The organism is Brumimicrobium glaciale (assembly GCF_004152935.1).
GTDB lineage: Bacteria > Bacteroidota > Bacteroidia > Flavobacteriales_D > Crocinitomicaceae > Brumimicrobium > Brumimicrobium glaciale.
Map to the genome: position 1 here is coordinate 94767 of NZ_SETE01000008.1, position 25485 is coordinate 120251.

A 25485-nucleotide genomic window follows, 5' to 3' on the forward strand; every position below is an offset into this window, starting at 1 on the left:
GGAAATGGTTGTTTTTTTTGATTTTTCACTTTTCATTTTCCATTTTTCATTTTTTTTGTCATTTCTGAATACTCACTTTATAGTTAATCCCATAAGTTTTCGTCAGATTATCATCGTTAAAAATATCTTTTACTGGTCCTGTTGCGATTTTCTTCACATTTAAGAAAGTTACCCAATCGAAATATTCAGGAACCGTTTGCAAATCATGATGCACTACGACAACTGTTTTTCCCGCTTTACGCAATTCCTTTAGAATATTGATAATCGCAACTTCAGTGGTCGCATCAACCCCTTGAAAAGGTTCATCCATAAAGTAAATAGAAGCATCTTGAACTAAGGCACGCGCTAAGAAAATACGCTGTTGTTGTCCACCCGAAAGTTGACTGATTTGACGATTTTTAAAGGAAAGCATTCCCACTTTTTCAAGTGCTTCAAGTGCTCGCTTTTTCTCTTTAATTCCGGGACGTTTAATCCAACCCAAACTTCCATAAGTCCCCATCATCACAACATCCAAAGCTGTGGTTGGAAAATCCCAATCTACACTTCCTTTTTGCGGCACATAAGCCACATGTTTACGTTGAGATTTGTAAGGTTTGTCGAAAATAGTTACACTTCCAGCAATGGGTTTTAGAATTCCTAAAATAGCTTTAATTAAAGTTGATTTCCCAGCACCATTTGGACCGACAATTGCCATCAAAACACCTTCGGGGATTTTTAAATCGATATCCCAAAGGACAGGTTTGTAGTTGTAAGCTACGGTAAGGTCATCTACTTTAACTGCTATCTTTTCCATAAATTATTGCTCCATTATTTTAATGCTTTTACGATAGTTTTCACATTGTATCTAAACATCCCAATGTAAGTTCCTTCCTCAGTATTTGGATCACCCAAAGCATCAGAATATAATGTTCCGCCGATACTTACTTCATGCTCTTTTGAATTTACAGCTGCTTTTAAAGCCTCGATGGTTCTTCTAGGAACTGAACTTTCAATGAATACAGATTTCACTTTGTGTTCAATAATATAAGCCGCAGTTTCTTGCACATCTTGAACTCCAGCTTCAGTTGCTGTGGACAAACCTTGCAATCCAACAACATCAAATCCAAAAGCTTTTCCAAAATAGTTAAAAGCATCATGGGCTGTTACTAGTCTGCGTTGATCTTGAGAGAGTGTTGCGATTTCATTGCGTAATTCTACATTTAGCTCCTTTAATTGCTGCAGATATTTCTGAGCGTTATCTTGAAAATACGCTGCACTTTCTGGAAGCGCATTTGATAATTTATCCGCAACAAACAGTGTCATTAATTCCCAATAACCGATGTTAAACCAGATATGTGGATCATAATTCGATTCAAAAAGCGTTGAACTAATCAAATCTTTTTTATCCAAAGCATCGGAAATAGCAATGGCGTTGATGTTCTGCTTTTTCATTCTCTCAAAAACATCAACCAACTTCCCTTCTAAATGCAATCCGTTATATAAAATCATATCGGCATTAGAAAGTTTTGATACATCCCCCTCGCTCGCCTTGTATAAATGTGGGTCTACTCCAGCACCCATCAGACCGTGCACAACAACTTTATCACCTCCAATATTTTTCACCAAATCGGTAATCATAGAAGTTGTCGTCACAATATCAAAAGTATTGTCTTCTTTCTTAGTGCTTGTGTCGTTGCAACTAAATAAAAGACCGCCGATTACGGCAAATAGTATAATTATTTTCATTAATCTAAATATTTATTGCGAAGGTACGGAAATTTTAAATGGGGATTGGAGAATTATTGGATTTTTTGAGGCGATAGAAAAAGGAATATAAAAAGATATTTTTGGGTTGTTGATTTAAAACTTTTCTCTCTACCCATTGCACATCTCAATTATTTCACTATCTTAATTTAGATAACCACTTAAAATCAAAATATTATGGACTTTACACCTATTTCAATTAACGAATATATTGCTTTACACTTAATAAATAATCCTTCTCATAAAGAAGAAGATTTACGGAATAATTTGGAAACTTCTTTGGCAGATTACAACAAAAATGTCAAATGTTCTTGTGGAGAGGATATTTGGGTTATTGGCTCGGCATCACTTAAAAACGGATGCTACACTTGTTTGACCGGAGAAAAATTACCGACAGACAATTACGAAATTGATAGCGTTGTGCCTTATTTTACAGAAGCGGACGCTTTCACAGTAGATGATTGGGGAGATTTCAACCTTGATTTTCTAGGAGGAGGTAATTACCGCGATGACGATGGAACAATAATCGACCCTGATTCATACCCAACTCCAAAAATGTGTTTGTCTTGCAAGAATTTTATTCGAAAAAGTCAGAGAGTACTTTGTACATTAAATAAAATAAGTCAGGAGCCAGGCGAAGAATTTCAATGTGGGAGTTTTGATGGTGTTTAAAGTTGAATGAATTTGGTTTAACATAAAAAACTAAAACTGCACTCTGCTTATCAGTTTATGATAATTTAGAGGAATGTAAGAATTTAGGCAAGAAAACATTTGAAACTAAATTAACAAATGGAAAAGATATTATAAAATGGAACAATCAATAAATACAAGCAATGATTTTCTCCTTTATGCAAATGAGAAAGGAGAGGTAAAGGTAGATGTACTTTTAAAAGATGAATCCATTTGGCTTACTTTGAGTCAAATGGCAGAGCTATTTAATATAGATAAAAGTGGGATTTCCCGTCATATTAAGAATATATATGACACTAGAGAATTAGAAGAAGGAGTGGTTGTTGCAAAAATTGCAACAACCACTCAACATGGTGCTATCCCTGGAAAAACTCAAACAAAATTAGTGAATTATTATAATCTTGATATGATAATTTCCGTTGGATACCGAGTAAATTCTATTCGAGGTACACATTTCCGTATTTGGGCAACCAAACAGCTTAAAGAACTCATCATAAAAGGTTTTGTTTTAAACAATGAAAAGCTAAAAAATCCTGACAATCCATTTGGTAAAGACTACTTTGATGAATTACTCGAACAGATTAGAGATATTCGTTCAAGTGAGAAAAGATTTTATCGTAAAATAACAGACATTTACGCTTTAGCTATTGATTATGAACCAAAAGCTAATGAAACAAACGAGTTTTTCAAAATAGTTCAAAACAAACTTATTTTTGCTGCTACTGGTAATACTGCTGCAGAAGTTATTGAAGAGCGCGCCAATACTAAAATGAACAACATGGGATTAACCACTTGGAGAGGAGGTAAAGTCCGCAAAGAAGATGTTACGATTTCAAAGAATTATCTTTCTAAAGAAGAGTTAGATACCTTAAATAGAATCGTTACAATGTACCTTGATTATGCTGAATTTCAAGCCAAAAATCACAAGCAAATGTTTATGAAGGATTGGCGAGAAAAACTAGATGCATTTTTACAGTTTAACAATCAAGAAATTCTACAAAATTCAGGAAGGATCTCAAAGATAATTGCAGATGAATTAGCAAAGGAAAAATACGATGAATACCATCAAAATAGGCTAAAGAAAGAAGCTGACAAATTAGAGGATATTGATAGGGCTATTAAAAATATAAATCAATAAATATTATTAAACAAATGAAAACATACACGCTAGACCAAGCAGAAGACCTGCTAATTGGACAAAAAGGAACAAATGAAAGAGATGAGTAGGAATTTGAGCTAAAACTCGAATTAATCGGTGATGTAATTAAAACTGCTAGAAAAAAAAAGTTTAACCCAAGAGCAATTAGGAGAATTAGTCGGGGTAAAAAAAGCTCAGATTTCTAGATTAGAAAACAGTATAGGAAATTTAACTTTCGAAACGGTCTTGCGAATTTTAAATGCTTTAGGTGCTAAATTGAGATTTAAATTAGAGATTTGATTGTTGATGTACTACCCTATTTTTGTAGCAATCGGCTTTCCTTTCAATCCTGCATCAACTAAATATGCAAGAAATTCAGCAAATGGTTGGATGTTGTTTTCTACACTTGCTATTTCTAAAGCATCCATATATCTATCTGTTTCTTCTACAGGGATAACAGTCCAAGGATAACCCCCCGACACCAACATAGAATTCATTAAAAATCTTCCCATTCTACCATTCCCATCCATATATGGGTGCGTATAAACAAATATGAAATGACCTAATACAGCTCTCACAGATGCTTCTTTTTCATTTTCTAATAATTCGAAAAGCAATGGCATTACATCTCTAACACCATCCTTATTAACAGGTGTATGTTTGGATCTCCCAATAAAAACCTGAGCGTTTCGGTAACCAGCTAAATCTGACGGCTTGAGCATTCCAATTGCTACACCTGGTGCAAATAATTCTCGGTACCAATCTCCATGTTCTTCATCCACTACTTTTCCAGGGTTTTCTCCATTAAATATTCGCTTAACACTATTTTGAACTGTATTAAAAGCTTGCCAATATCCTCTAGCAGCCATAGCGTCTCTTTGTTTTTTATCATTTTCATTTTCTCTTACATCCCAAGCTCCAGTGCGCACCCTCTCGATAAGATCTGGAGAAACCTTATATTTTTCAATCGACAAAGAGTGATACGCATCTGTCACATATATCTCCTCGACCTTTTGAATGTAAGTATTAATATCATCGACAATTCCAGGAGCTTTTGGAAAAACCTTTATTACATCCCCTCTCATGCTCTGCCACATTAATTTGATTCGATTTACATAAGGGGATTTTTCCCTTAAATCAAACTTAACCATTGTAGGCTTTTCAAACGGGTCAACTTCTCTGATTGTATACCCAGCAGATTTCATTGTTTTAGAGATATCGTCTGCAATTCTAATTTGGTTTATGTTTCTATATGCACCAACCAACCTACCAGCAATTGTAGAATGTCCACCATCCAGCAAAACATTTAACAATTCTGAAGAATCCTTTATCATTAAAAGAGCCGTTCTTGAATCAATTGGATTGCTATTGAAAATTGAAGGAGAACTGAAAATAATTGAGGAAACCAAATTAACCCCTCTGATTCCATTAATCGTTTCTATTTCTGCTGAATTAGTTAAAGGAGATTTCATTACAAATAGCGAAGTTCCATACAATAGCGGTGTAATGGAATTATTGCCTTTGGTAGATCTAATTATTAATTGTGTCGGTACGGAAGTATTTCCTGCATGCACCATCAAAGATTGTTCAGCAGAGATACAATAATCGTCTTTGTATCTGTCATCTAAATAGCGTGAGCAAAATTCCCAAAAAGAAGTGAACCAAGAAGTGCTATCTCCTTGGTTTTCGTTTGGCGGTGTAGATATGTACCAGCCTTTTATCACCTCTTTAATAAATCCATTCCCCACCAATCGTTCTCTATGAACTCTTGATAAATCATCAGTTTTAATAGCCACTATTTCACCATCTTGAAGTTCTTTCAACTTTTCCAACGATTCCGCTAATTTCTCACTTGGTGTTGCCATACTTTCTATAAATATCTATTTTAAATTCAACCTGAAATACAATCTAATTGTACGATTATTATTAATTAGCGCTGCACGATTCTTATTAATTGGTGCTGCGCGATTATTATTTATTGATGTTGCACGATTATTATTAATTAGAACGAATTTACATATTATACTTTAGTTTTTGACTATTTACAAAGTTATTCACTATAAAAATCTAACTCAAATATTCAATTCTCCACACCAAAACCACCATTATCACTCAAATAATTTTAATTTAGCCTTACAAAATTGATAAAATATGAAAGCATACGTATTTCCAGGCCAAGGAGCCCAATTTATAGGAATGGGTAAAGACCTTTACGAAGCGTCTCCTGTTGCTCAAGAACTTTTCAAAAAAGCCAATGAAATTTTAGGTTTTGACATTACTGAAATCATGTTTAATGGAACAGATGAGCAGTTGAAAGAAACCAAAGTAACGCAACCAGCGATATTTTTACACTCTGTAATTTTAGCAAAGGTTTTGGGTGATGACTTTAAACCAAACATGGTTGCTGGACACTCATTAGGTGAGTTTTCTGCACTTGTTGCAAGTGGAGTCTTGTCTTTTGAAGATGGACTAAAATTGGTTTATCAGCGTGCTTTAGCAATGCAGGCTGCTTGTGAAGCTGAACCTTCTACAATGGCTGCTATTTTAGGTCTTGAAGATGAAAAAGTAGAAGAAATTTGCGCTAGCATCGACGAAGTTGTTGTCGCAGCAAACTATAACTGTCCAGGTCAATTGGTAATTTCAGGATCTAATAAAGGAATCGAAATCGCTTGTGAAAAAGCAACAGAAGCTGGAGCAAAAAGAGCTATCCCTTTGCCAGTTGGTGGAGCATTTCACTCACCATTGATGGAGCCAGCAAGAGAAAAATTAGAAAAAGCAATTAAAGATACGCCTTTCTCAAAAGGTGTTTGTCCGATTTATCAAAACGTAACTGCAAGCGCGGTGAGTGATATTGATGAGATCAAACAGAATTTAATTGCACAATTAACGGCTCCAGTTCGTTGGACACAAACTATGCAACAAATGATTGCTGATGGATGTGAAGAAGTAATTGAGGTTGGTCCTGGTAAAGTATTACAAGGATTGTTTAAGAAAGTAGATAGAAAGTTCCCGACTTCGAGTGCGGAGATTGGGGAATAGATTATTTTTTTTGCAGTAGGGCGATTTTTTTTGATGTAGGGGCGATTTGCAAATCGCCCCTACATCAAAAAAAATCGCCCCTAAATTAACCCCCCATTCAAAAATTCCATTTCCCCCAGTTTTCGGAAATGCTTTCTTGTGAGGTTACTTTCTAGAATATCTAAATGTTCTATGCGGTGACAATCTGTCCCCAAATAATCAATCAACCCGCTATCAACCAATAATTCTGCTTGTCTTTTAATAGCAGCTCCGTAATGACCTGTAAGTGAATTCATATTCATTTGAATACGAACACCATTATTCCTCAATCTCCTTGCTGGTTCTATTCCTTCCTTTAAAAAGAATAAATACCTTTCATAATGAGCCAAAACTGGTTTATAACCTTTTGTTTTTAGCTTAAAGATCATTTCATCTATATTGTTTGGTTTGGCACCAAAAGAAAATTCAAAAAGCAGCTCGTTATCTCCAAAAGTGAGTAATTTTTCATTATCTATTAAATTCAAAAACTCTTCATCATAAAAGTATTCTGCAGCAGCATCAATTTCAATTGGAATATTCAATCTTTTCACTTCAGCACGAACGTCTTCTAATCCTCCAAGAATAATTTCAGGAGTATTCTTATAATAATCAGACATGATATGCGGTGTCGTGATTACTTTTTTGTAACCTAAATCAACAAATCGGAGCAACATACCAATGGTATTATCCATTGATTGTGAACCGTCGTCAATTCCAGGAATTAAATGACTATGCATGTCCACTTTGAGAGCGCTCAAATCTAGAGGCTTTTTAGTTTTCCCTCCGAATACTGTTTTAATTAAACCCATAATCTATGAATTATATTGTTTTTCGTAATAAGCTTGATACTCTCCAGAAATAACGTTTTTAACCCAACCTTGATTTTCCAAATACCAATCTACCGTTTTATCTAATCCTTCTTCAAAAGTAATAGAAGGCTTCCAATTTAACTCGCTTTCCAATTTAGAAGCATCAATAGCATATCTTCTATCGTGCCCTGCTCTGTCTTTGATGAATTTCATTTGCTTGATCGTCTCCCCTTCTTCTCTTCCTAAACGCTGATCAACAATTGTTGCCAAACGCTTCACAAGATCAATATTGGTCCATTCATTTAAACCTCCAATATTGTAAGTTTCACCATTTCTTCCTTCATGGAAAATTAAGTCAATTGCACTTGCATGATCTTCCACCCAAAGCCAATCTCTAATGTTTAATCCATCACCGTAGATTGGTAAATCTTTACCTTCAACAGCATTGTGAATCATTAATGGAATGAGTTTTTCTGGAAATTGGTGACTTCCATAATTATTTGAACAGTTGGAAATACGAATATTCAAACCATAAGTGTGGTGATAAGCACGTACAAAATGATCTGAACTTGCTTTAGACGCAGAATAAGGACTTCTTGGATCGTAAGAAGTGGTTTCTTCAAATAATCCTTCACTTCCTAAGCTTCCATAAACCTCATCTGTGGAGATGTGGTAAAAAATATGCTTTGATAAATCAGACCAATTTGCTCTGCAAGCGTTCATTAGATTAACTGTTCCAACAACATTCGCCAAAACGAAATCCATTGGTCCTGAAATAGAACGGTCAACGTGTGATTCAGCTGCTAGATGAATAACATCAGAGATATCAAACTTTGAAAAGACTTCTTTCAAATCGGCTTCACTGCAAATATCTCCTTTAAAAAATGAGTAATTTGACTTCTCCTCAACATCAGACAAGGTTTCTAAATTCCCTGCGTAAGTCAATTTGTCAAAATTCACAAAATGAGTACCTGGATAACGATTTACCATTCGGCGGACCACATGTGATCCAATAAATCCAGCACCTCCTGTTATTAAAATAGTTTTCATTTTAATCTACTCTTTAATTGTTTTAAAATTCGCTTTCCACTTTTCTTCAATCCCTTCACCATGTCAACGGATCACTCTTCTAAATCAGTTGCCTTCGACAGGCTCAGTCAACGGTTCTCTCCAGCTATTGTGACTACACTTTCTCGGTGACTTCGGTGACTGAGCTTGTCGAAGGCGTCGAAGTTACCCGCGTTGCATCACAGCGCAAATGAATCAAATGTATAGACAAAAATAGACCTGATTTTAAATACTGAAACCTCAACAATGTGAGGCTTCAGTAGAAATTTTATTACAATCATCAAACGAAAATACAGCGCTTAAAATGATTATAAACTCCAGTATTCTAATTCTTTAATTTCTTTTTTAAATACGCCTTTGATATCAACGAAAACGCCTTTACCACCCTTTAAGTATTTTTTGAAGTCACTTTCTTTTAGGTTAGCATATTCTCTGTGATTAACTGCTACAATTACAGCATCATAGTCATCACGAAGATTATCCATCTCCGCAAGTCCAACACCATATTCATGCTCCATTTGATCTGAAGATGCATGTGGGTCAATTAAATCAACTTTTACAGAGAAGGATTTCAACTCATTTACAACATCAATAACTTTAGAATTTCTAATGTCACTTACGTTTTCTTTAAAAGTTGCTCCCATGATTAATACTTTCGCATCATTCATGTTTTTTCCTTGAGCAATCATCATTTTCACCGTTTGCTTTCCAATATAGAAACCCATTGAATCATTCACCGAACGACCACTGTTGATAATCTCAGCGTGGTAACCTACTTGTTTCGCTTTATAAGTCAAATAGTAAGGATCTACTCCGATACAATGTCCACCAACAAGTCCTGGTTGAAATGGTAAAAAGTTCCATTTTGTTCCAGCTGCTTCTAATACTTCGTAGGTATTAATTCCTAACTTATTAAATATGATAGATAATTCATTAATCAATGAAATATTTACGTCACGTTGTGTGTTTTCAATAATTTTAGCTGCTTCAGCTACTTTAATCGATGTTGCACGGTGCACTCCTGCTCCAACAACTTCTTCGTAAACTTTAGCGATTTCTTCTAATGACTCAGCATCACTTCCAGAAACAACTTTCACTACATTTTGAAGTGTATGAACTTTATCTCCTGGATTAATACGTTCAGGAGAATATCCTACTTTAAAGTCAATTCCGAACTTCAAACCTGATTCTTTTTCTAAAACAGGAATACAATCTTCTTCAGTACATCCAGGGTAAACTGTTGATTCGAAAACAACATAATCACCTTTCTTCAATACTTTTCCAACAGTTGAAGAAGCTCCTAAAAGTGGTCCTAAATTAGGTCTATTAGAATCATCAATTGGAGTAGGAACTGCAACTACATAAAACGTAGCTGCTTTCAAATCCTCAAGTGTTGCAGTAAATTCAATACTACAACCTTCGAAATCTGAAGCTTCTAATTCTTTACTTGGGTCAATGTTATTTTTCATTAACTCAACTCTATCTGCGTTAATGTCAAACCCGATGACATCCATTTTACGAGCAAATTCAAGGGCAATAGGTAAACCTACATAACCCAAACCGATAACGGCTAATTTCTCTTGTTTTTCAATTAATTTAGTGTGCATTGATTTGTTCATCTCTTACTTTATAAATTCGTTCTATAATTTCAACAACTTTTAATCCTTCTAACGCATTTGTAGTTGCTGTATTTCTTCCTTTCAATGTGTCCACCACATTATTAATAACGTAATGGTGGTTTGCTGCTGAACCTTTGTATGAACCATAATCATTCCCTGGATTAGTCGGTGCTAATTCTGGCATTTCATATCCTTCAATATTACAAACCTCAACTTCATTCATGTATTGACCTCCAATTTTCACAGATCCTTTCTCACCTATTATAGTGATTGATGATTCTAAATTTTGTCCTGCAACTGCAGTTGAGTAATTTAATGATCCCATTCCACCTTGGATGAAATCAAAACTCACAAAACCTGAATCTTCAAAATCTGTTGAATCTTTGTGCGTAAAGTCTGCAAATTTACCTTGAATATTTTTAATATCGCCAAATAGCCAATACATAATATCTACAAAATGAGAGAACTGTGTAAATAAAGTTCCTCCATCAAGTTCTTGAGTTCCTTTCCAACCTCCTTTTTTATAGTATCTATCGTCTCGGTTCCAATAACAATTCAATTGCACCATAAACGTCTTTCCTAAAATCCCTTCATCTACAATTGACTTTATCCACTCGGATGGCGGAGAATATCTGTTCTGCATTACACAAAACACATGCTTTGACATTTGCAAAGACTTGAAAATAATTCGTTCGCAATTGTCTTTTGTTAAACCCATTGGTTTTTCACAAACAACATGCTTATTCTGTTCGAGAATTTTAATACTTTGTTCTGCATGTAATCCGTTTGGCGTACAAACACTGGCAATATCATATTCTATATTTGATGCTAAAAAGTCATCAATTGTATTGAAGAATGGAACATCAAAATTTTCAAGTGCCAAATTTTCTTTTGGTTGAATATCAATTAAAGCAACAAGTTCGGCTTCTTTATTTTCATTCACCATCGTAGCATGACGCTTCCCGATGTGTCCAGCACCAATAATTACAAATTTTATTTTTCCATCCATAATTAGGCCCTAAATTTTATTTACTCTTCCGTCTGAAAGTTGATATTTCTCCTTGCTTTCTTCACAAATTGCTTCACTGTTTTGGTCAAATTCTAAACGGTGACCAAATTCACTCATCCAACCAATTTGTTTCCCAGGATTCCCCACAACTAAAGCATAAGGCAAAACCTCTTTGGTAACCACAGTTCCAGCGCCAATAAATGCATATTCTCCAATATCATGTCCACAAACAATAGTTGCATTTGCTCCAATTGAAGCTCCTTTTTTCACTAAAGTTTTGCTGTATTGTCCTCTTCGATTAACCGCACTTCGTGGATTGATCACATTCGTAAACACCATTGAAGGACCTAAGAAAACATCATCTTCACATTCTACTCCTGTATAAATAGAAACGTTGTTTTGTACTTTGACATTGTTACCTAAAACAACCTCTGGAGAAACCACAACATTTTGACCAATGTTACAATTATTTCCAATTGTACAATTCGGCATAATATGAGAAAAGTGCCAAACTTTGGTTCCCTCTCCTATTGAGCAACCTTCATCGATTATCGCGGTGGAATGTGAAAAGTAGTTCATCTTATTTTATGTATTCTTCAAAATTATTGTGTTCTTTTTTGAAAAGCTCATCTTTAGAAAGTCCTTTAAAATAAGCATAAGTGATTTTCAGACCTTCTCCTCGACTAACTTTCGGTATCCAGTCTAAAATTTCTTTTGCTTTTGTAATATCTGGTTGTCTTTGCTTTGGATCATTCACAGGTAAATCTTGATATATCACTTTTTGTGTAGTTCCTGTTAATTTGATAATTTCTTCAGCAAAATCACTGATCGTAATTTCATCTGGATTACCTAAATTAACAGGTAATGTATAGTCAGAATGTAATAATCTTACCAATCCTTCCACTAAATCATCAACATAACAGAAAGACCGTGTTTGACTTCCATCTCCAAAAACAGTTAAATCTTCACCTCTTAATGCTTGACCTATAAATGCTGGTAAAACACGTCCGTCATTCAAACGCATTCTTGGTCCGTAAGTATTAAAAATCCTAGCAATTCGCGTTTCTACTCCGTGATAAGTATGATAAGCCATTGTGATAGCTTCTTGGAAACGTTTTGCTTCGTCATAAACTCCACGAGGTCCAATTGGATTTACATTTCCCCAATATTCTTCCGTTTGTGGATGAACTTCTGGGTCTCCATAAACTTCAGAAGTAGAAGCGATTAAAACACGTGCATTTTTAACTCTCGCTAACCCTAAACAATTATGAATTCCTAAAGACCCAACTTTTAAAGTTTGAATAGGAATTTTTAAATAATCTATTGGACTAGCAGGTGAAGCGAAGTGTAATATATAATCGAGTTTTCCTGGAACATGAATAAAATTAGAAACATCTTGGTGATAAAATTCAAAATTCTCCTTTGGCATTAGGTGTTCCAAATTTGATAATCTTCCAGTAATTAAATTATCCATTGCAATTACATGATAATCGTCTTTCACAAAACGCTCACATAAATGAGAACCTAAAAATCCTGCTGCTCCAGTTATTAAAACTCTTTTTCTCATTCTATTTTATACTTTAGGTAAAATTGTTTGACGTCCTATTGAACTGTAATAAACTCCTTTTTCTTGAATATCAGAAAGATTGAAAATATTCCTACCATCAAAAATTACTGGACTGTTCAATTTAGATTTAATCAAATTGAAATCTGGATTTTTAAATACCGACCATTCCGTAGCTATTAATAAAGCATCTGCTCCATCTAAGGCGTCGTATTGATTTTCAACATAAGAAATTTTATCGCCTAATAACTTTTTAACATTGTCCATTCCTTCAGGATCAAAAGCAACCACTTCAGCTCCTCTATTGATTAATTCATCAATTAAATAAAGTGCTGGAGCTTCACGGATATCATCTGTGTCAGGTTTAAAAGACAACCCCCAAAGTGCGAATTTCTTTCCTTTAATATCACCGAAGTAATCAAGAATCTTATCTAACAACTTAATGCGTTGTTTTTTATTTACATTTAAAACTGCATCAATAATAGAAAAGTCAAAATTATTATCTAATCCACTTTTCATTAATGCGCTCACATCTTTCGGGAAACAACTTCCACCAAATCCAATTCCTGGATATAGAAAGCGATGTCCAATTCGTGTATCAGAACCCATTCCTTCACGGACTTTATCAACATCAGCTCCTACAATCTCACAAAAATTTGCCACTTCATTCATAAAAGTGATTTTTGTTGCCAAGAAAGCATTTGCTGCATATTTTGTCAATTCGGCTGATTTCTCATCCATAAAAATCAATGGATGTCCATCACGAATAAAAGGCTGATACAATTCTTTCATTACAATTTTCGCTTTTTCATCTTCCGTACCAATAATAACTCGGTCAGGATTCATGAAATCGTCAACTGCATAACCTTCTCTTAAAAATTCTGGATTAGAAACAACCGCGAAAGGCACATCTGTTTCCGCTTTAATTGCAGCAGTCACTTTGTCGGCTGTCCCAACAGGAACGGTAGATTTATCAATAATGACTTTATATTCTGTAATTAATTTCCCTAAATCTTTCGCTACTCCAAGTACATAAGATAAATCAGCTGAACCATCTTCTCCCGGAGGAGTTGGCAATGCAAGAAAAATTATTTCTGCATCTTTAATTGCTGAAGCTAAATCTGTTGTAAACTGAAGTCTTTTTTGTTTAATATTTCTTTCAAATAAAACGTCTAAATGTGGTTCATAAATCGGAACCTCACCATTTTTTAAACGTTCAACTTTTTCTTTATCTATGTCTACACATATAACGTTGTTTCCGGTTTCAGCGAAACAAGTTCCTGTAACTAAACCAACGTATCCTGTTCCAATAACTGCTATATTCTTCATCCTTCTAAAAACTCTTTAACTGCTGAACAAATATATTCTAACTGCTCTAGTTCTAATTCCGTGTGCATTGGCAACGAGAAAACTCTTGTTGTTAACCAATCGGTATTTACCAAACTCCCACTAGAAGTTTCCAATGAAGCAAACATTTTTTGCTTGTGTGCCGGAACAGGATAATAAATCATTGCTGGAATATCTTTTTCGCCTAAAAATGCAACCAAAGCATCACGGTCAATTCCGTCATCCAATTGCAAAGTATATTGATGAAAAACATGCTTAGAGTTCTTCACTCTTTTTGGAATTGTTAATCCTTTTATGTTAGAAAATTGTGCATCATAATAATCCGCAGCTTTTCTTCTGGCATCAATATAATTATCGAGTTCTTTTAATTTTATGCGTAAAACCGCTGCTTGGATAGTGTCTAAACGTGAATTACATCCAACTACATCGTGATAATATCTTTTGCTTTGACCATGATTTGCAACCATTGTCAATTTTTCTGCAATTTCATCATCATCTGTACACATCGCTCCTCCATCTCCAAAACAACCTAAGTTTTTAGATGGAAAGAAACTTGTACATCCAACATCTCCAATTGTCCCCGTCTTTTTAACAGTTCCATCAGAGAAAGTGTAATCAGAACCTATTGCTTGTGCATTGTCTTCAATTACTTTTAAATCATACTTCTTTGCAATTTTCATAATCGCCTCCATATCGCATGACTGTCCATATAAATGAACTGGAACAATAGCTTTAGTTCTTGCTGTAATAGCCGCCTCAATTGCTTTTGGAGAAATATTAAATGTATCTTTTTCGCAATCTACAAAAACAGGCTTTAATCTTAATAAACCCATCACTTCTGTTGTAGCAATGTAAGTATAAGAAGGTGTGATTACCTCATCACCTGGCTTTAAACCAAGCGCCATCATTGCAATTTGCAAAGCGTCTGTTCCATTTGCACATGGAATAACGTGTTTTGCTCCAAGATATTCACCCAATTCTTCTTTAAAACTATGAACATCTGGCCCATTAATAAATTGAGCGTTATCTAGTATATTATTGATCGAAGACTGAACTTGTGGTTTGATTTTCTCATACTGGCTAATCAAATCAACCATTTGTATTTTTTTCATAAAGACGGTTTTACTCTTTGTTATAAGTAAGGCAAAAATAACAAATCATAATTGATAATTGATAATTCACAATTGAAAATTGATAATTGATAATTGATAATTCACTTCGTTGAGGGCTTTGTCGTTCGTAATTGACCTTAGTATTTTGGGCATTTCCCTTATATTCATCTCCGTAAACTACAAAGAATATCAGGGTCGGGCTATCCGCTATATCTCTGACAAAAAAGTCAGAGGATGCCGCTGCTATCCCTAATGCAAAAAAAAGGATGCAATTGATTTATAATTCAGAATCATATAACTGGAGACCATTCATTTAAAGATAAAAATGCACACCCCAAGTAAGGAATGTGCATTTCTCTTAAAACTAAAAATTATTGATTACTTCTCTTTATCCACAATTAGCTTAGAATTCATTTTCATAATTCCGCCGTTGTAAATATTGATGATGTAAACTCTGTTGGTAAGACTTCTTGTGTCAATTACTTGTTCACCTTCATTTTCCTCAATTGCTCCTGATCCCATTTCGCGACCATTCAAATCAAAGATTCTGTAGTGAGAATTTTTCAGTTCATCGTAAATCTCCCATTTTATGCTTGTGAAATCACTTGCTGGGTTTGGATAAATTATGATGTCGTCTCTTCCAAAGTAAATTCATTTCCCGATGGAGATGGAATTTTGTGAATTTAAATCTGTATTTTTTAGTGAAACCAACCAATTGTTCGTTTTCATCGTTAATGTTTTAAAATAAAATGTTGAAGAGTTTATATTTGAAATTATGAAAAGAATCTACTTACTTCAGTTCTTGCTTGCTCTTTGCATAAGCTCAAACTTGAGTTTCTCCCAAACAATTTTTTATCAAGACATATATCATGGCGGTGTAACAGGGGATGGGATTGGCACTTATAACTCTGAATCACAAATGACTTTCAATGTTGCTATTCCAACAAACAGTACAATTCGTGAAGCATTTCTCTTTGTCACTACTCATAAAAGCAAGTTCCCGAGTTTGGATAGCATATTTTATGATAGAAAAATTACATTTAATAATATTGAAATAGATTTAAGCGAATCTGATATAATAAGTAGTTTTGATGCAGTAGGTAATGGAGCGTTCAGTAAAAAGGGAATAATCGTTGTAGATGTTAAAGAAATGGTTTCTTCGACTCAAACGAGTTATAATTTACTACCGCCTCCCAATCAGCTTATTTCAGCAGCAACTGGTGTATATGCAGAATTCTATCTTTATATAACTTACGAAAACCCAACCTTACAAAAATTAAATTCATTAATAGTTTTAAACAATCAAGACAATGATCAGAATATTAACTACAACATCAATAACTTAAACTCAATCGATTTACTAAGTGAAGTAGGTTTCTCTATACATGGTACAGAATTCTGTGACACAATTAGAGACGGCAGCTATGTAAGTATCAATGGAAATCTATTAGGTCTTATAGGCGGAGATGAGTTACCACCAAACAAACCTTGCACTGGTGTTTGGGGTTCATTCAATTATAATAACGGAACATTGTTTGGCTTATCGAATGACATTTCAAATAACACAATGGTAGGAGCTGATGCGTTAGCTAATATTCAATCCTATATAACTAATCCTAACCAACTTGATATTACATTTGAATATCAAGACCCAACAAATGGTCCTTATTCCAATTCAGTTCTTCAATTGTTTTTAACTTACAGCACACCTTGCGCTATATTTTCAGGGTCAATCACCCCAGACACCACCATCTGCTTCGGTGAAACCCTTCAACTCCAAGCCACAGGAGGCGTTCCAACCGGCACCTCAACTAGCTACGAATGGACATCGCTAACCAATCCTTCTGCAATCAACGATTTAAGTTGCACAGATTGTCCCAACCCAATATTTTCAGGAGATAGTTCAACAACTTATACCGTGAGAATTTGGAATACGGACAGTTGCTCGGTGGTAAAACCTATAAGTATTGGTATTTCGCATCCTCAAGAAATCGATTTTTCAACGCTCAGATCTACATGCAGCTACTCAACAGGAAAAATTATCATTCAAGACTCACCAGATAATGTAGTTCAATTGGGAGCGGTAAATAAAAATGGAGATACTTTAAGTCCTAACTCAACAAATACATTTTCTGGGCTTTCTGCTGGAGATTATACGCTTTTTTATATTGACAAATTTGGGTGTAGTTCAGATACTTTAGTCACAGTAGAACCTGTGATCAGTACAGTTGCCCAGTTTAACACTTATCCTAAATCAGGAACAGCTCCAATACAAATCAATCTTACCAATCAATCTCAAAACGCAACAGATTACAGTTGGTGGATTAATGACGTTTACCAAGGAAACCAATTTTCTGGTTTTTTTACTGACACTTCAGGAACTTTTGAAATAGAACTTATTGCATGGAAAACAGATAGCATTTGTGCAGACACTGTTTCGTTTACAGTTTTCATCTTTGATAGTTTGGTTGCTTCTCTTCCTAATGTTTTTACGCCCAACAATGATGGAGTAAATGACTTTTTTAATGTCAAGGTAAATCTTGCTGTTGCTTATGACTTGGTTATTCTAAACCGTTGGGGAAATGTTGTTTTTGAAAACGAGGGAGATTTGACAAAAGGAGAACATAAACTGTGGAATGGTGAAACCAAAAGTGGTGAAATAGTTATTGATGGAACTTATTTCTATAAGATGGTTTTTGGGCTGGTTCGAGAATCTATAGATTGTGAAATAACGGAGTGTGAAGTTGTGAAACAGGGGTTTGTTCAGGTAATTAATAATTGATAATTGTGTACTTCCCTAAATAACGAAGAGAATTAGAAGTAAGTTACGTCTAAACAGAACTAAACTCAAATGCTTCGCACAATGAATAAACTCTCTTATTGATTTCGAAAACCAAATAGAGACTGAGAGTTTTTTTTACTCTTTAAGGATTCTCAATCAAAATTAGTAACCCATTAATTCATAATTCCCAATTCGTAATTATTGAAAATTCGTAATTCGTAATTATCTATTGATTAATACGAGCGATTTTATTAAATTTGCGGCTTAAACCAATATTTTGTAAGCATGTTCGAGAATTTAACAGACAAATTTGAAAAAGCATTTAAGGTCCTTAAGGGACAAGGGCAGATCTCTGAAATCAATATTGCCGAAACACTCAAAGAGGTGCGTCGTGCTTTACTTGATGCCGATGTTAACTTCAACACTGCAAAAGAATTTACAAATATTGTAAAAGAAAAAGCACTGGGTAGAGACGTATTAAACGCTGTTTCTCCGGGTCAATTAATGATTAAAATCTGTCATGAAGAACTTATCGAATTGATGGGTGGCGATGAAACAGAAATTAATTACCAAGGAAATCCAGGTGTTATATTAATGTCAGGACTTCAAGGTTCTGGTAAAACAACATTCTCAGGGAAACTTGCCAATTTCTTAAAAACAAAGAAAGGAAAGAATCCATTATTGGTTGCCTGTGATGTTTACCGTCCAGCTGCAATTGACCAATTGCACGTATTGGGTGAACAAATTGGAGTTGAAGTCTACTCTAATAGAGAAGAAAAGAATCCAGTTAAAATTGCTCAAGCTGCAATTATACATGCAAAAAGCAAAGGTTTCAATGTTGTTATTATTGATACCGCGGGTCGTTTAGCGATTGATGAGAAAATGATGTCGGAAATCGCAGACGTGAAAAACGCTGTAAATCCAACTGAAACATTATTCGTTGTGGATGCCATGACTGGTCAAGATGCTGTAAATACGGCAAAAGCCTTTAATGAGAAAATCAACTTTGACGGTGTTATACTTACCAAATTAGATGGTGATACAAGAGGTGGTGCTGCCATTTCAATTAAAGCTGTAGTAAACAAACCAATTAAGTTTGTTGGTACAGGTGAAAAAATGGACGCGATAGATATTTTCTATCCGAAACGTATGGCTGACCGTATCCTAGGAATGGGAGACGTTGTTTCTTTGGTTGAAAGAGCGCAAGAGCAATACGACGAAAAAGAAGCACAAAGATTACAGAAAAAGATTAAAAAGAATCAATTTGATTTCAATGATTTCTTAAGTCAGTTACAACAAGTTAAAAAGATGGGTAACGTTAAAGACTTAATGGGAATGATTCCAGGAATGGGGAAAGCCATGAAAGGAGTTGAAATCGAAGACGATGCCTTTAAACATATTGAAGCGATTATTTACTCAATGAGTCCAATTGAACGTGAACGCCCAGAAATCATTGATACAAACCGTAAGAAAAGAATAGCTAAAGGAAGTGGACAAGATTTAACGGAAGTAAATAAACTTTTAAAGCAATTTGGTGACACTAAGAAAATGATGAAGATGATGAGCAATAAGAAAAATATGGCCAGCATGATGAAACAAATGAAAGGTGGAATGCCGGGGATGTAATTTTTTTTTGGAAAAAAATTACAGTAGCCAGTGTGAGTTTTGAGTAGAGAGGCGAGATCAATTCGTATTATGTTATAGAAATTAGAATCCTGAGAGTTTTGGCTTTTGGGATTTTTTTGATTTATACAATAATGAAAAGTTTCTCTCTTCGAAATCCTCCCCCTTACTTTCTTACGAAATGCACTGCGCTCACAATTAGTCACTTGAAACAGTAATGTGATTGAATTAATAAAAACCTGAATACCACCTAATTATTTCGAAAAACTACACTTCAATCCCAAATCAAATATTTAAAACCCAAAATCACCAATCACTCTTTAACTTTCATCCTTTAAAATTTATTTTTGCTTAACTGCTAAATAATCTTTACTTTTCAATTAGTAACTAACACTTTACTATCATGAAACTTAAACAAGCATTACTTTTCATTCTTTTATCACCTTTGTTTATAGTTGCTCAAACACTTCGTTTAGCTATCCAAGACGAAGGCAAACTGATATATTACACCACAATTCTAAAGAACGGAATCTTCCATTCTACAAATTCCAAAAATACGATTAGCATTCCAGTAAAAAGTTTGGATGAGATAATGGTTAGACATGAAAATTATGAAGACTATTCTTTTCAAGTTTCTGATGGATTAAATAGTAATGACACCATAAATAAGATCATAAGGCTAACTCCACTGTATGACACGCTTAACATTCAAGTATTTGATGAATTCACATTCTCCAGCTCCAAATATCAAAATGCATTCAAAAATAAAGATGAATTTATTATAGATTATTACCCTTTTCCTCTCAATCATTTTTATGTAATAACAAGAATTAAAAGAGAATATTATGTCAAAATTATTGATGGAATTGGAGAAGAATTAATAACATCAAAATTAAATTTCAAACCAGAGGAAATCTTCTTAGATGCAATAGGAAACTTCCATTTGATAGCCAAAGATTCAGTTTATCAAATCTTTCCAACAAATGACTCCATTCATCTAATGAAAGCAATCTCAATAGAAAATTTTGAAGTTGACCTTCGAAACTTGGTTGCGCTAGGAAAAAACGGAGCATTTCATCAAAACATGAGTTTACACGATCAGTATTTTGCAATTTCTAGAATTATAGATAAGAATGTAACAGATATTTTTCAAACTTTTGACGCAGAAGGCTACGAGAATGCATCCTATCATTATAATGCTGTCGTGAACTTTTACATGAGAACAACCCCTGATAGAGACAATATTATTAATATGGGGATTTGGGATGGTAAATTAATGTCTTTAAATAACCATGGTTTTCAAATTATGATAATGACCGTTTGGAGTAACAAAATTGCCTCAATACCATTGAACGTAAAGTCTTATGGGTTGAAAGAAAACATTATAGTTTTGGATGGAGTGAGAGACAGTGTTTTTCAAATTGATAATGAAACGTTTAAAACAAAAGAAGCAAAAGCTCATTTTAGCTTGTCAGGTGATTATTTCAAAGATTTCTTTTACGACAATATTTATATGTATTCTAGTCATAAAGGTGGAATAGTTGTATCGAAAATAAATATAGTGGAAGGAACATCGTCTGAAATCGCTCAACTATCGGACATACGCAAACCTAAAAACATCAAAGTTCTAAATGATAAAGTATTTTTCACAGTTTTAGACGACAACAGGTATAATCGAATTATTGAAGTGAAGAAATAGATAATTAACAATTACTCTAGTCCTCCCTCTGTATCTCTCCCGAATCGTCCCTCTCGGGACAGGCTCTCCAAAAGGGAGATGTTCTATGAATTAATTATTACCGGTAATACAAACATTTTCATTTATACACAATTTTTAAAGAAAAAAAATCCCGACAGGTAATACCATCGAGATTATAAATAATTATCAATTGTAAATTATCAATTCACCTCAATATTCTCCAATCTAATCTCCGAAACCAACTTCATTCCATCATTAGAGAAAACCTCATCTACACTCAAGTAATCATTCATCAAGTTTTCTTTTGGAGCGTAGTTTAAATAGTCTTTAAATAGAATTCCGTTGACTTCTTTTACTTGATCAACTGCTCTAAATCTAATTCCACCATCATTCGTGAAATATTGATATGCCATGTAGTCCATTGCGTAATCCTCAATTCCTATCCAATATAAAAAGATGTCATGAAAATCTTCTCCACCTCCATCTTCATTGAAAGTCACTTTAAGTTTGTAGTACATCTTGTCATTGATCTCCACCTCATCTAACAATTCTGTAATTACTGCTGGATCTTTTAATGCTTTTGGTAAAAACGCGAAGTAAAAAACACTATTAATTGAATTTCTAAAAGCATTTTCGTCTTTTTTAGAAAGTTTCACCACTTTTCCATTGATTGTTCTGATCAAAGAATCTCCTTGCCAACTATCTACAACAGCTTCTCCTCCATCATTTGTGAGTTTTCTAGATTGCTTTACTCCATCAACTCCTTGCATATAGGCATATTGGAATTCTCTAAAATCGAAGGATATGTTTGATTTATCAATTAATCCTGAGCCATTCTTTTGATAAACGCTATCGATAATTGCTTCAATTGATAAATCATCTAATTCATTATCCGAAGTCGTTACTTCAATTTTCTGTTCAGTTTCCTTTTCTGCTTTTTCACTACAAGCTGTAAATAAAAATAAACTCGTAAATGCTATAAATACTTTATTCATGATTATAAATTTTCATTAGTTTTTCCGCACCTTCAAAAGATGAAATTCTTCCTTCTATAACATCTTGTTCAACTTCTGCAATTACTTTTACTAACCGTTCAGCTGAATAAAAGTTCGACATCAAAGTGTCTGCGATTGTTTCATGCAGCCAATATTTATCCTGCTGCTTCCTATTGTGAAGGAAAGAACCATTGACTTTCGTTTGATTTACAAAACTATCAATTGTGTCAAATGTTTTCTCAATATTGTAATTTTCATAAGCCGATGCCACCAATGCTTTAGGAATCCATTCGTTTTCATTGGCTGGAAATAAATGCATTGCATTTTCATATTCTTTTTTCGCTCTTCTAGCTTTAATAAGGTTATCACCATCAGCTTTCGTAATGACTAAAGCATCAGCCATTTCCATAATTCCTCGCTTAATTCCTTGCAATTCGTCACCGGCTCCTGCCAACATTAAAAGCATAAAGAAATCCACCATAGAATTCACCATCGTTTCCGATTGACCAACTCCGACTGTTTCAATCAATATAAAATCATATCCAGCAGCTTCGCAAAGAATAATAGACTCTCTGGTTTTTCTGGCAACTCCTCCCAATGATTTCCCAGCGGCAGAAGGTCGAATAAAAGCATTTTCATTAACGGACAATTGATTCATTCGGGTTTTATCTCCCAAAATACTTCCTCCACTTTTTTCAGAAGAAGGATCAATTGCCAAAACAGCAATTTTGAAACCTTTATCAACTACAACTTGACCAAATGACTCTATAAAAGTACTTTTCCCAACTCCAGGCACGCCAGTCACGCCAACACGAATAGATTTCCCTGAATGTTTCAAGCAACTATTAATGAGCTTCTGCGCTTCTACCTTATCTTCTTTTCTATTACTTTCAAGCAAAGTAATACCGCTGCTTAATGACTGAAGGTCTCCTTTTAAAATTCCAGAAAGCAATCCATCACGATTAAAAGAATCTCTTCTTTGTTGACGTTTCTCCTTCCATTTTTTTAATTGATCTTCATTCATCTTCTTCACTTTTTGATTTCAACAAAAGAAATTAAACAGCAACATTATGTTCGCGCAATGCATCATTCAAAGAAGTCTTTAAATCTGTACTTGCTTTACGTTTTCCAATAATCAAAGCACATGGAACTTGAAAATCTCCTGCTGGAAACGATTTTGTGTAAGAACCAGGAATAACAACACTTCTCTCTGGAACTTCACCTTTAATTTCAATCGGCTTATCACCTGTTACATCAATAATTTTAGTTGATTTCGTTAAAACCACATTCGCTCCTAAAACAGCTTCTTTTCTCACACGAACTCCTTCCACAACGATACAACGTGAACCAATAAACGCTCCGTCCTCAATAATTACTGGAGAAGCTTGCAATGGCTCCAAAACTCCACCAATACCAACACCACCACTTAAGTGTACATTTTTACCAATTTGAGCACAAGACCCAACAGTTGCCCATGTGTCCACCATAGTTCCTTCATCAACATAAGCTCCGATATTTACATAAGAAGGCATTAAAATAACACCTTTAGAAATATAAGCTCCATAACGCGCAACTGCAGGAGGAACAACACGAACACCTAATTCTTTGTAATTTGACTTCAACGCCATTTTATCATGGAATTCAAATGGTCCCACTTCAATTGTTTCCATTTTACGAATAGGGAAATACATCACCACCGCTTTTTTAATCCACTCATTCACTTGCCAATCTCCGTTCACGGGTTCTGCAACACGTAAATCTCCTTTATCCAAACCTTCAATTACCGCTTCTATCGCTTTAACAGTCTCTTCGTTATTCAATAAAGAGCGATCGTCCCAAGCTTTTTCAATTATATCTTTCATTTCAAGTTTTCTTTTGAACAAATATAACAGACTTCTACCGAATCCGAGATGGAATGCGCTGTAAAACCTCGTTCGATCGCTCCAGATTAGACAAAAACTGTTAAAAAGAGCTTTCTTTTAAGAAAATTAAAGTTAATAACCAACTTTTTCGGAATAAAAACGTTATATTAATATGTCAGAAGTTTTAAGTGCCTAAAAGACACTATAAACTTTTGCTTAATTCAAAATAAAAAAAGGGATATGAGACAATTAAAAATAAGCAAACAAGTAACCAACAGAGAAACTGCATCTTTGGACAAGTACTTGGTGGAAATCGGGAGAGTTGATTTAATCACTGCCCAAGAAGAAGTAGAATTAGCGCGCCGTATTAAGGCCGGTGATCAGCGCGCTTTGGATAAATTGACACGTGCTAACTTGCGATTCGTTGTATCCGTAGCCAAACAATACCAAAACCAAGGACTCACACTTCCAGATTTAATTAATGAAGGAAATGTGGGATTAATTAAAGCTGCAACACGTTTCGATGAAACGAGAGGTTTTAAATTTATTTCCTACGCAGTTTGGTGGATCCGTCAATCTATTTTACAGGCATTGGCTGAGCAAGCAAGAATTGTTCGCTTACCGTTGAACAAAATTGGTTCAATAGGAAAAGTGAATAGGGCTTATTCAGAATTAGAGCAGAAATTTGAACGCGCTCCATCAGCAGAGGAGTTAGCGCATCATTTAGAACTCCCTGTTAAAGATGTGAAGCATGCACTTGAATCGAATGGTAGACATGTATCAATGGATGCTCCTTTAAAAGAAGGAGATGAGTCAAGTTCAAATATGTATGATTTACTTGAAAACGATACGCTCAAAGGACCTGAAGAAGGTTTACTTTATCAGTCTTTACAAAAAGAAATCAATCGCTCTTTGAGTACGCTTACCTTAAGAGAGGCAGATGTTCTGAAACTTTACTTCGGAATAGATGGGAAAAGACAAATGAGTTTAGATGAAATTGGCTACAGATTCGATTTAACAAGAGAACGCGTTCGTCAGATTAAAGAAAAAGCAGTTCGCCGCTTGAGACATACTTCAAGAAGCAAAATGCTTAAATCATATTTAGGATAAACTACTTTTACTATATATCAAGCCGTCGCTAATGGTTGCAAAATCATAAGCGACGGCTTTTTTATTGGATACGTTTTGACTAAAGCCCTGAACCAACTCTGAACGAACTCAGCATATGACATTATCTTTATTGGTTCTACCACTATTTTAATGGGAACTCATACAATATGGATTCTAAAATATTTATCAATAATTATTCATTCCTTAAATAACTAGCTCCAGAGGAGCGACATATTAATAGCCAAGTACACTAGTGTA

Annotated in this window: 23 protein-coding genes; 8 read left to right on the forward strand and 15 right to left on the reverse strand. The window is 34.6% G+C overall.

Going from position 1 to position 25485, the window contains the following annotated elements; translation table 11 throughout:
* Positions 1–58: 58 nt before the first annotated feature.
* Both ERX46_RS16385 and ERX46_RS16390 read right to left on the reverse strand, forming a co-directional pair.
* Complete coding sequence (locus ERX46_RS16385; RefSeq protein ID WP_130094949.1) at positions 59–793, reverse strand: metal ABC transporter ATP-binding protein; 735 nt, start codon at positions 791–793, stop codon at positions 59–61.
* A gap of 14 nt (positions 794–807) precedes the next feature.
* A complete protein-coding gene (locus ERX46_RS16390; protein ID WP_130094950.1) occupies positions 808–1725 on the reverse strand; it encodes a metal ABC transporter solute-binding protein, Zn/Mn family in 918 nt (305 codons plus the stop codon).
* Between the two features lie 195 nt (positions 1726–1920).
* On the opposite strand from ERX46_RS16390, the gene ERX46_RS16395 reads away from it, so the two are divergent.
* From ERX46_RS16395 to ERX46_RS17855, 3 genes are all read left to right on the forward strand, one after another.
* The gene (locus tag ERX46_RS16395) at positions 1921–2415 is read left to right on the forward strand and encodes a hypothetical protein (protein WP_130094951.1); all 495 of its coding nucleotides are present in this window, start codon (positions 1921–1923) and stop codon (positions 2413–2415) included.
* 136 nt (positions 2416–2551) lie between these two features.
* The gene (locus tag ERX46_RS16400; RefSeq protein ID WP_130094952.1) at positions 2552–3571 is read left to right on the forward strand and encodes a virulence RhuM family protein; all 1020 of its coding nucleotides are present in this window, start codon (positions 2552–2554) and stop codon (positions 3569–3571) included.
* Between the two features lie 132 nt (positions 3572–3703).
* On the forward strand, positions 3704–3871 hold the full coding sequence (locus ERX46_RS17855) for a helix-turn-helix domain-containing protein (protein ID WP_317127203.1): 168 nt from the start codon (positions 3704–3706) through the stop codon (positions 3869–3871).
* Positions 3872–3882: 11 nt separating this feature from the next.
* On the opposite strand, the gene ERX46_RS16410 is transcribed toward ERX46_RS17855, so the two are convergent.
* Positions 3883–5436 (reverse strand): Fic family protein, encoded by a 1554-nt coding sequence (locus ERX46_RS16410; RefSeq protein ID WP_130094953.1) that lies wholly within the window; start codon positions 5434–5436, stop codon positions 3883–3885.
* A 286-nt stretch (positions 5437–5722) separates the two neighbouring features.
* Between ERX46_RS16410 and fabD the strand changes: the two genes are divergently transcribed.
* The gene (gene fabD, locus ERX46_RS16415) at positions 5723–6610 is read left to right on the forward strand and encodes an ACP S-malonyltransferase (RefSeq protein ID WP_130094954.1); all 888 of its coding nucleotides are present in this window, start codon (positions 5723–5725) and stop codon (positions 6608–6610) included.
* An 80-nt stretch (positions 6611–6690) separates the two neighbouring features.
* Here the strand turns inward: fabD and ERX46_RS16420 are convergent, their stop codons facing one another.
* The 9 genes from ERX46_RS16420 to ERX46_RS16460 form a co-directional block, all read right to left on the reverse strand.
* A complete protein-coding gene (locus tag ERX46_RS16420; protein ID WP_130094955.1) occupies positions 6691–7437 on the reverse strand; it encodes a tyrosine-protein phosphatase in 747 nt (248 codons plus the stop codon).
* A 3-nt stretch (positions 7438–7440) separates the two neighbouring features.
* Positions 7441–8487 carry a dTDP-glucose 4,6-dehydratase gene (gene rfbB / locus ERX46_RS16425; protein WP_130094956.1) on the reverse strand — a complete coding sequence of 349 codons (1047 nt, stop codon included), beginning with the start codon at positions 8485–8487 and terminating at the stop codon, positions 7441–7443.
* A 326-nt stretch (positions 8488–8813) separates the two neighbouring features.
* On the reverse strand, positions 8814–10112 hold the full coding sequence (locus ERX46_RS16430) for a nucleotide sugar dehydrogenase (RefSeq protein ID WP_130094957.1): 1299 nt from the start codon (positions 10110–10112) through the stop codon (positions 8814–8816).
* Positions 10102–11133, reverse strand: a complete 1032-nt coding sequence (locus ERX46_RS16435) for a Gfo/Idh/MocA family protein (RefSeq protein WP_130094958.1) — start codon at positions 11131–11133, stop codon at positions 10102–10104. Before ERX46_RS16435 ends, ERX46_RS16430 begins: the two co-directional genes overlap by 11 nt.
* 9 nt (positions 11134–11142) lie before the next feature.
* On the reverse strand, positions 11143–11712 hold the full coding sequence (locus tag ERX46_RS16440; RefSeq protein ID WP_130094959.1) for an acyltransferase: 570 nt from the start codon (positions 11710–11712) through the stop codon (positions 11143–11145).
* A gap of 1 nt (position 11713) precedes the next feature.
* Entirely contained in the window at positions 11714–12700 is a 987-nt protein-coding gene (locus ERX46_RS16445) for a UDP-glucuronic acid decarboxylase family protein (RefSeq protein WP_130094960.1), read from the reverse strand.
* 6 nt (positions 12701–12706) lie between these two features.
* Positions 12707–14026, reverse strand: coding sequence for a UDP-glucose dehydrogenase family protein (locus ERX46_RS16450; RefSeq protein WP_130094961.1), 1320 nt, complete (start codon positions 14024–14026; stop codon positions 12707–12709).
* On the reverse strand, positions 14023–15156 hold the full coding sequence (locus ERX46_RS16455) for a DegT/DnrJ/EryC1/StrS family aminotransferase (RefSeq protein WP_130094962.1): 1134 nt from the start codon (positions 15154–15156) through the stop codon (positions 14023–14025). The genes ERX46_RS16450 and ERX46_RS16455 overlap by 4 nt, the downstream gene beginning before the upstream one ends.
* A 378-nt stretch (positions 15157–15534) precedes the next feature.
* Positions 15535–15807 (reverse strand): T9SS type A sorting domain-containing protein, encoded by a 273-nt coding sequence (locus ERX46_RS16460; protein WP_130094963.1) that lies wholly within the window; start codon positions 15805–15807, stop codon positions 15535–15537.
* Positions 15808–15931: 124 nt separating this feature from the next.
* On the opposite strand from ERX46_RS16460, the gene ERX46_RS16465 reads away from it, so the two are divergent.
* The 3 genes from ERX46_RS16465 (at position 15932) to ERX46_RS16475 (ending at position 21260) form a co-directional block, all read left to right on the forward strand.
* A complete protein-coding gene (locus ERX46_RS16465; protein WP_130094964.1) occupies positions 15932–17938 on the forward strand; it encodes a T9SS type B sorting domain-containing protein in 2007 nt (668 codons plus the stop codon).
* A 285-nt stretch (positions 17939–18223) separates the two neighbouring features.
* Positions 18224–19564, forward strand: a complete 1341-nt coding sequence (gene ffh, locus ERX46_RS16470; RefSeq protein WP_130094965.1) for a signal recognition particle protein — start codon at positions 18224–18226, stop codon at positions 19562–19564.
* A 400-nt stretch (positions 19565–19964) separates the two neighbouring features.
* Positions 19965–21260 (forward strand): hypothetical protein, encoded by a 1296-nt coding sequence (locus tag ERX46_RS16475; protein ID WP_130094966.1) that lies wholly within the window; start codon positions 19965–19967, stop codon positions 21258–21260.
* Between the two features lie 200 nt (positions 21261–21460).
* Here the strand turns inward: ERX46_RS16475 and ERX46_RS16480 are convergent, their stop codons facing one another.
* The 3 genes from ERX46_RS16480 to ERX46_RS16490 are packed head-to-tail and all read right to left on the reverse strand — an operon-like array spanning position 21461 to position 24117.
* Positions 21461–22255 carry a DUF6503 family protein gene (locus ERX46_RS16480; RefSeq protein ID WP_130094967.1) on the reverse strand — a complete coding sequence of 265 codons (795 nt, stop codon included), beginning with the start codon at positions 22253–22255 and terminating at the stop codon, positions 21461–21463.
* Positions 22248–23279, reverse strand: coding sequence for a methylmalonyl Co-A mutase-associated GTPase MeaB (gene meaB, locus ERX46_RS16485; protein ID WP_130094968.1), 1032 nt, complete (start codon positions 23277–23279; stop codon positions 22248–22250). The genes ERX46_RS16480 and meaB overlap by 8 nt, the downstream gene beginning before the upstream one ends.
* A 31-nt stretch (positions 23280–23310) precedes the next feature.
* The gene (locus tag ERX46_RS16490) at positions 23311–24117 is read right to left on the reverse strand and encodes a 2,3,4,5-tetrahydropyridine-2,6-dicarboxylate N-succinyltransferase (protein ID WP_130094969.1); all 807 of its coding nucleotides are present in this window, start codon (positions 24115–24117) and stop codon (positions 23311–23313) included.
* 240 nt (positions 24118–24357) lie between these two features.
* On the opposite strand from ERX46_RS16490, the gene ERX46_RS16495 reads away from it, so the two are divergent.
* Positions 24358–25227 (forward strand): sigma-70 family RNA polymerase sigma factor, encoded by an 870-nt coding sequence (locus ERX46_RS16495; RefSeq protein WP_130094970.1) that lies wholly within the window; start codon positions 24358–24360, stop codon positions 25225–25227.
* Positions 25228–25485: the final 258 nt, after the last annotated feature.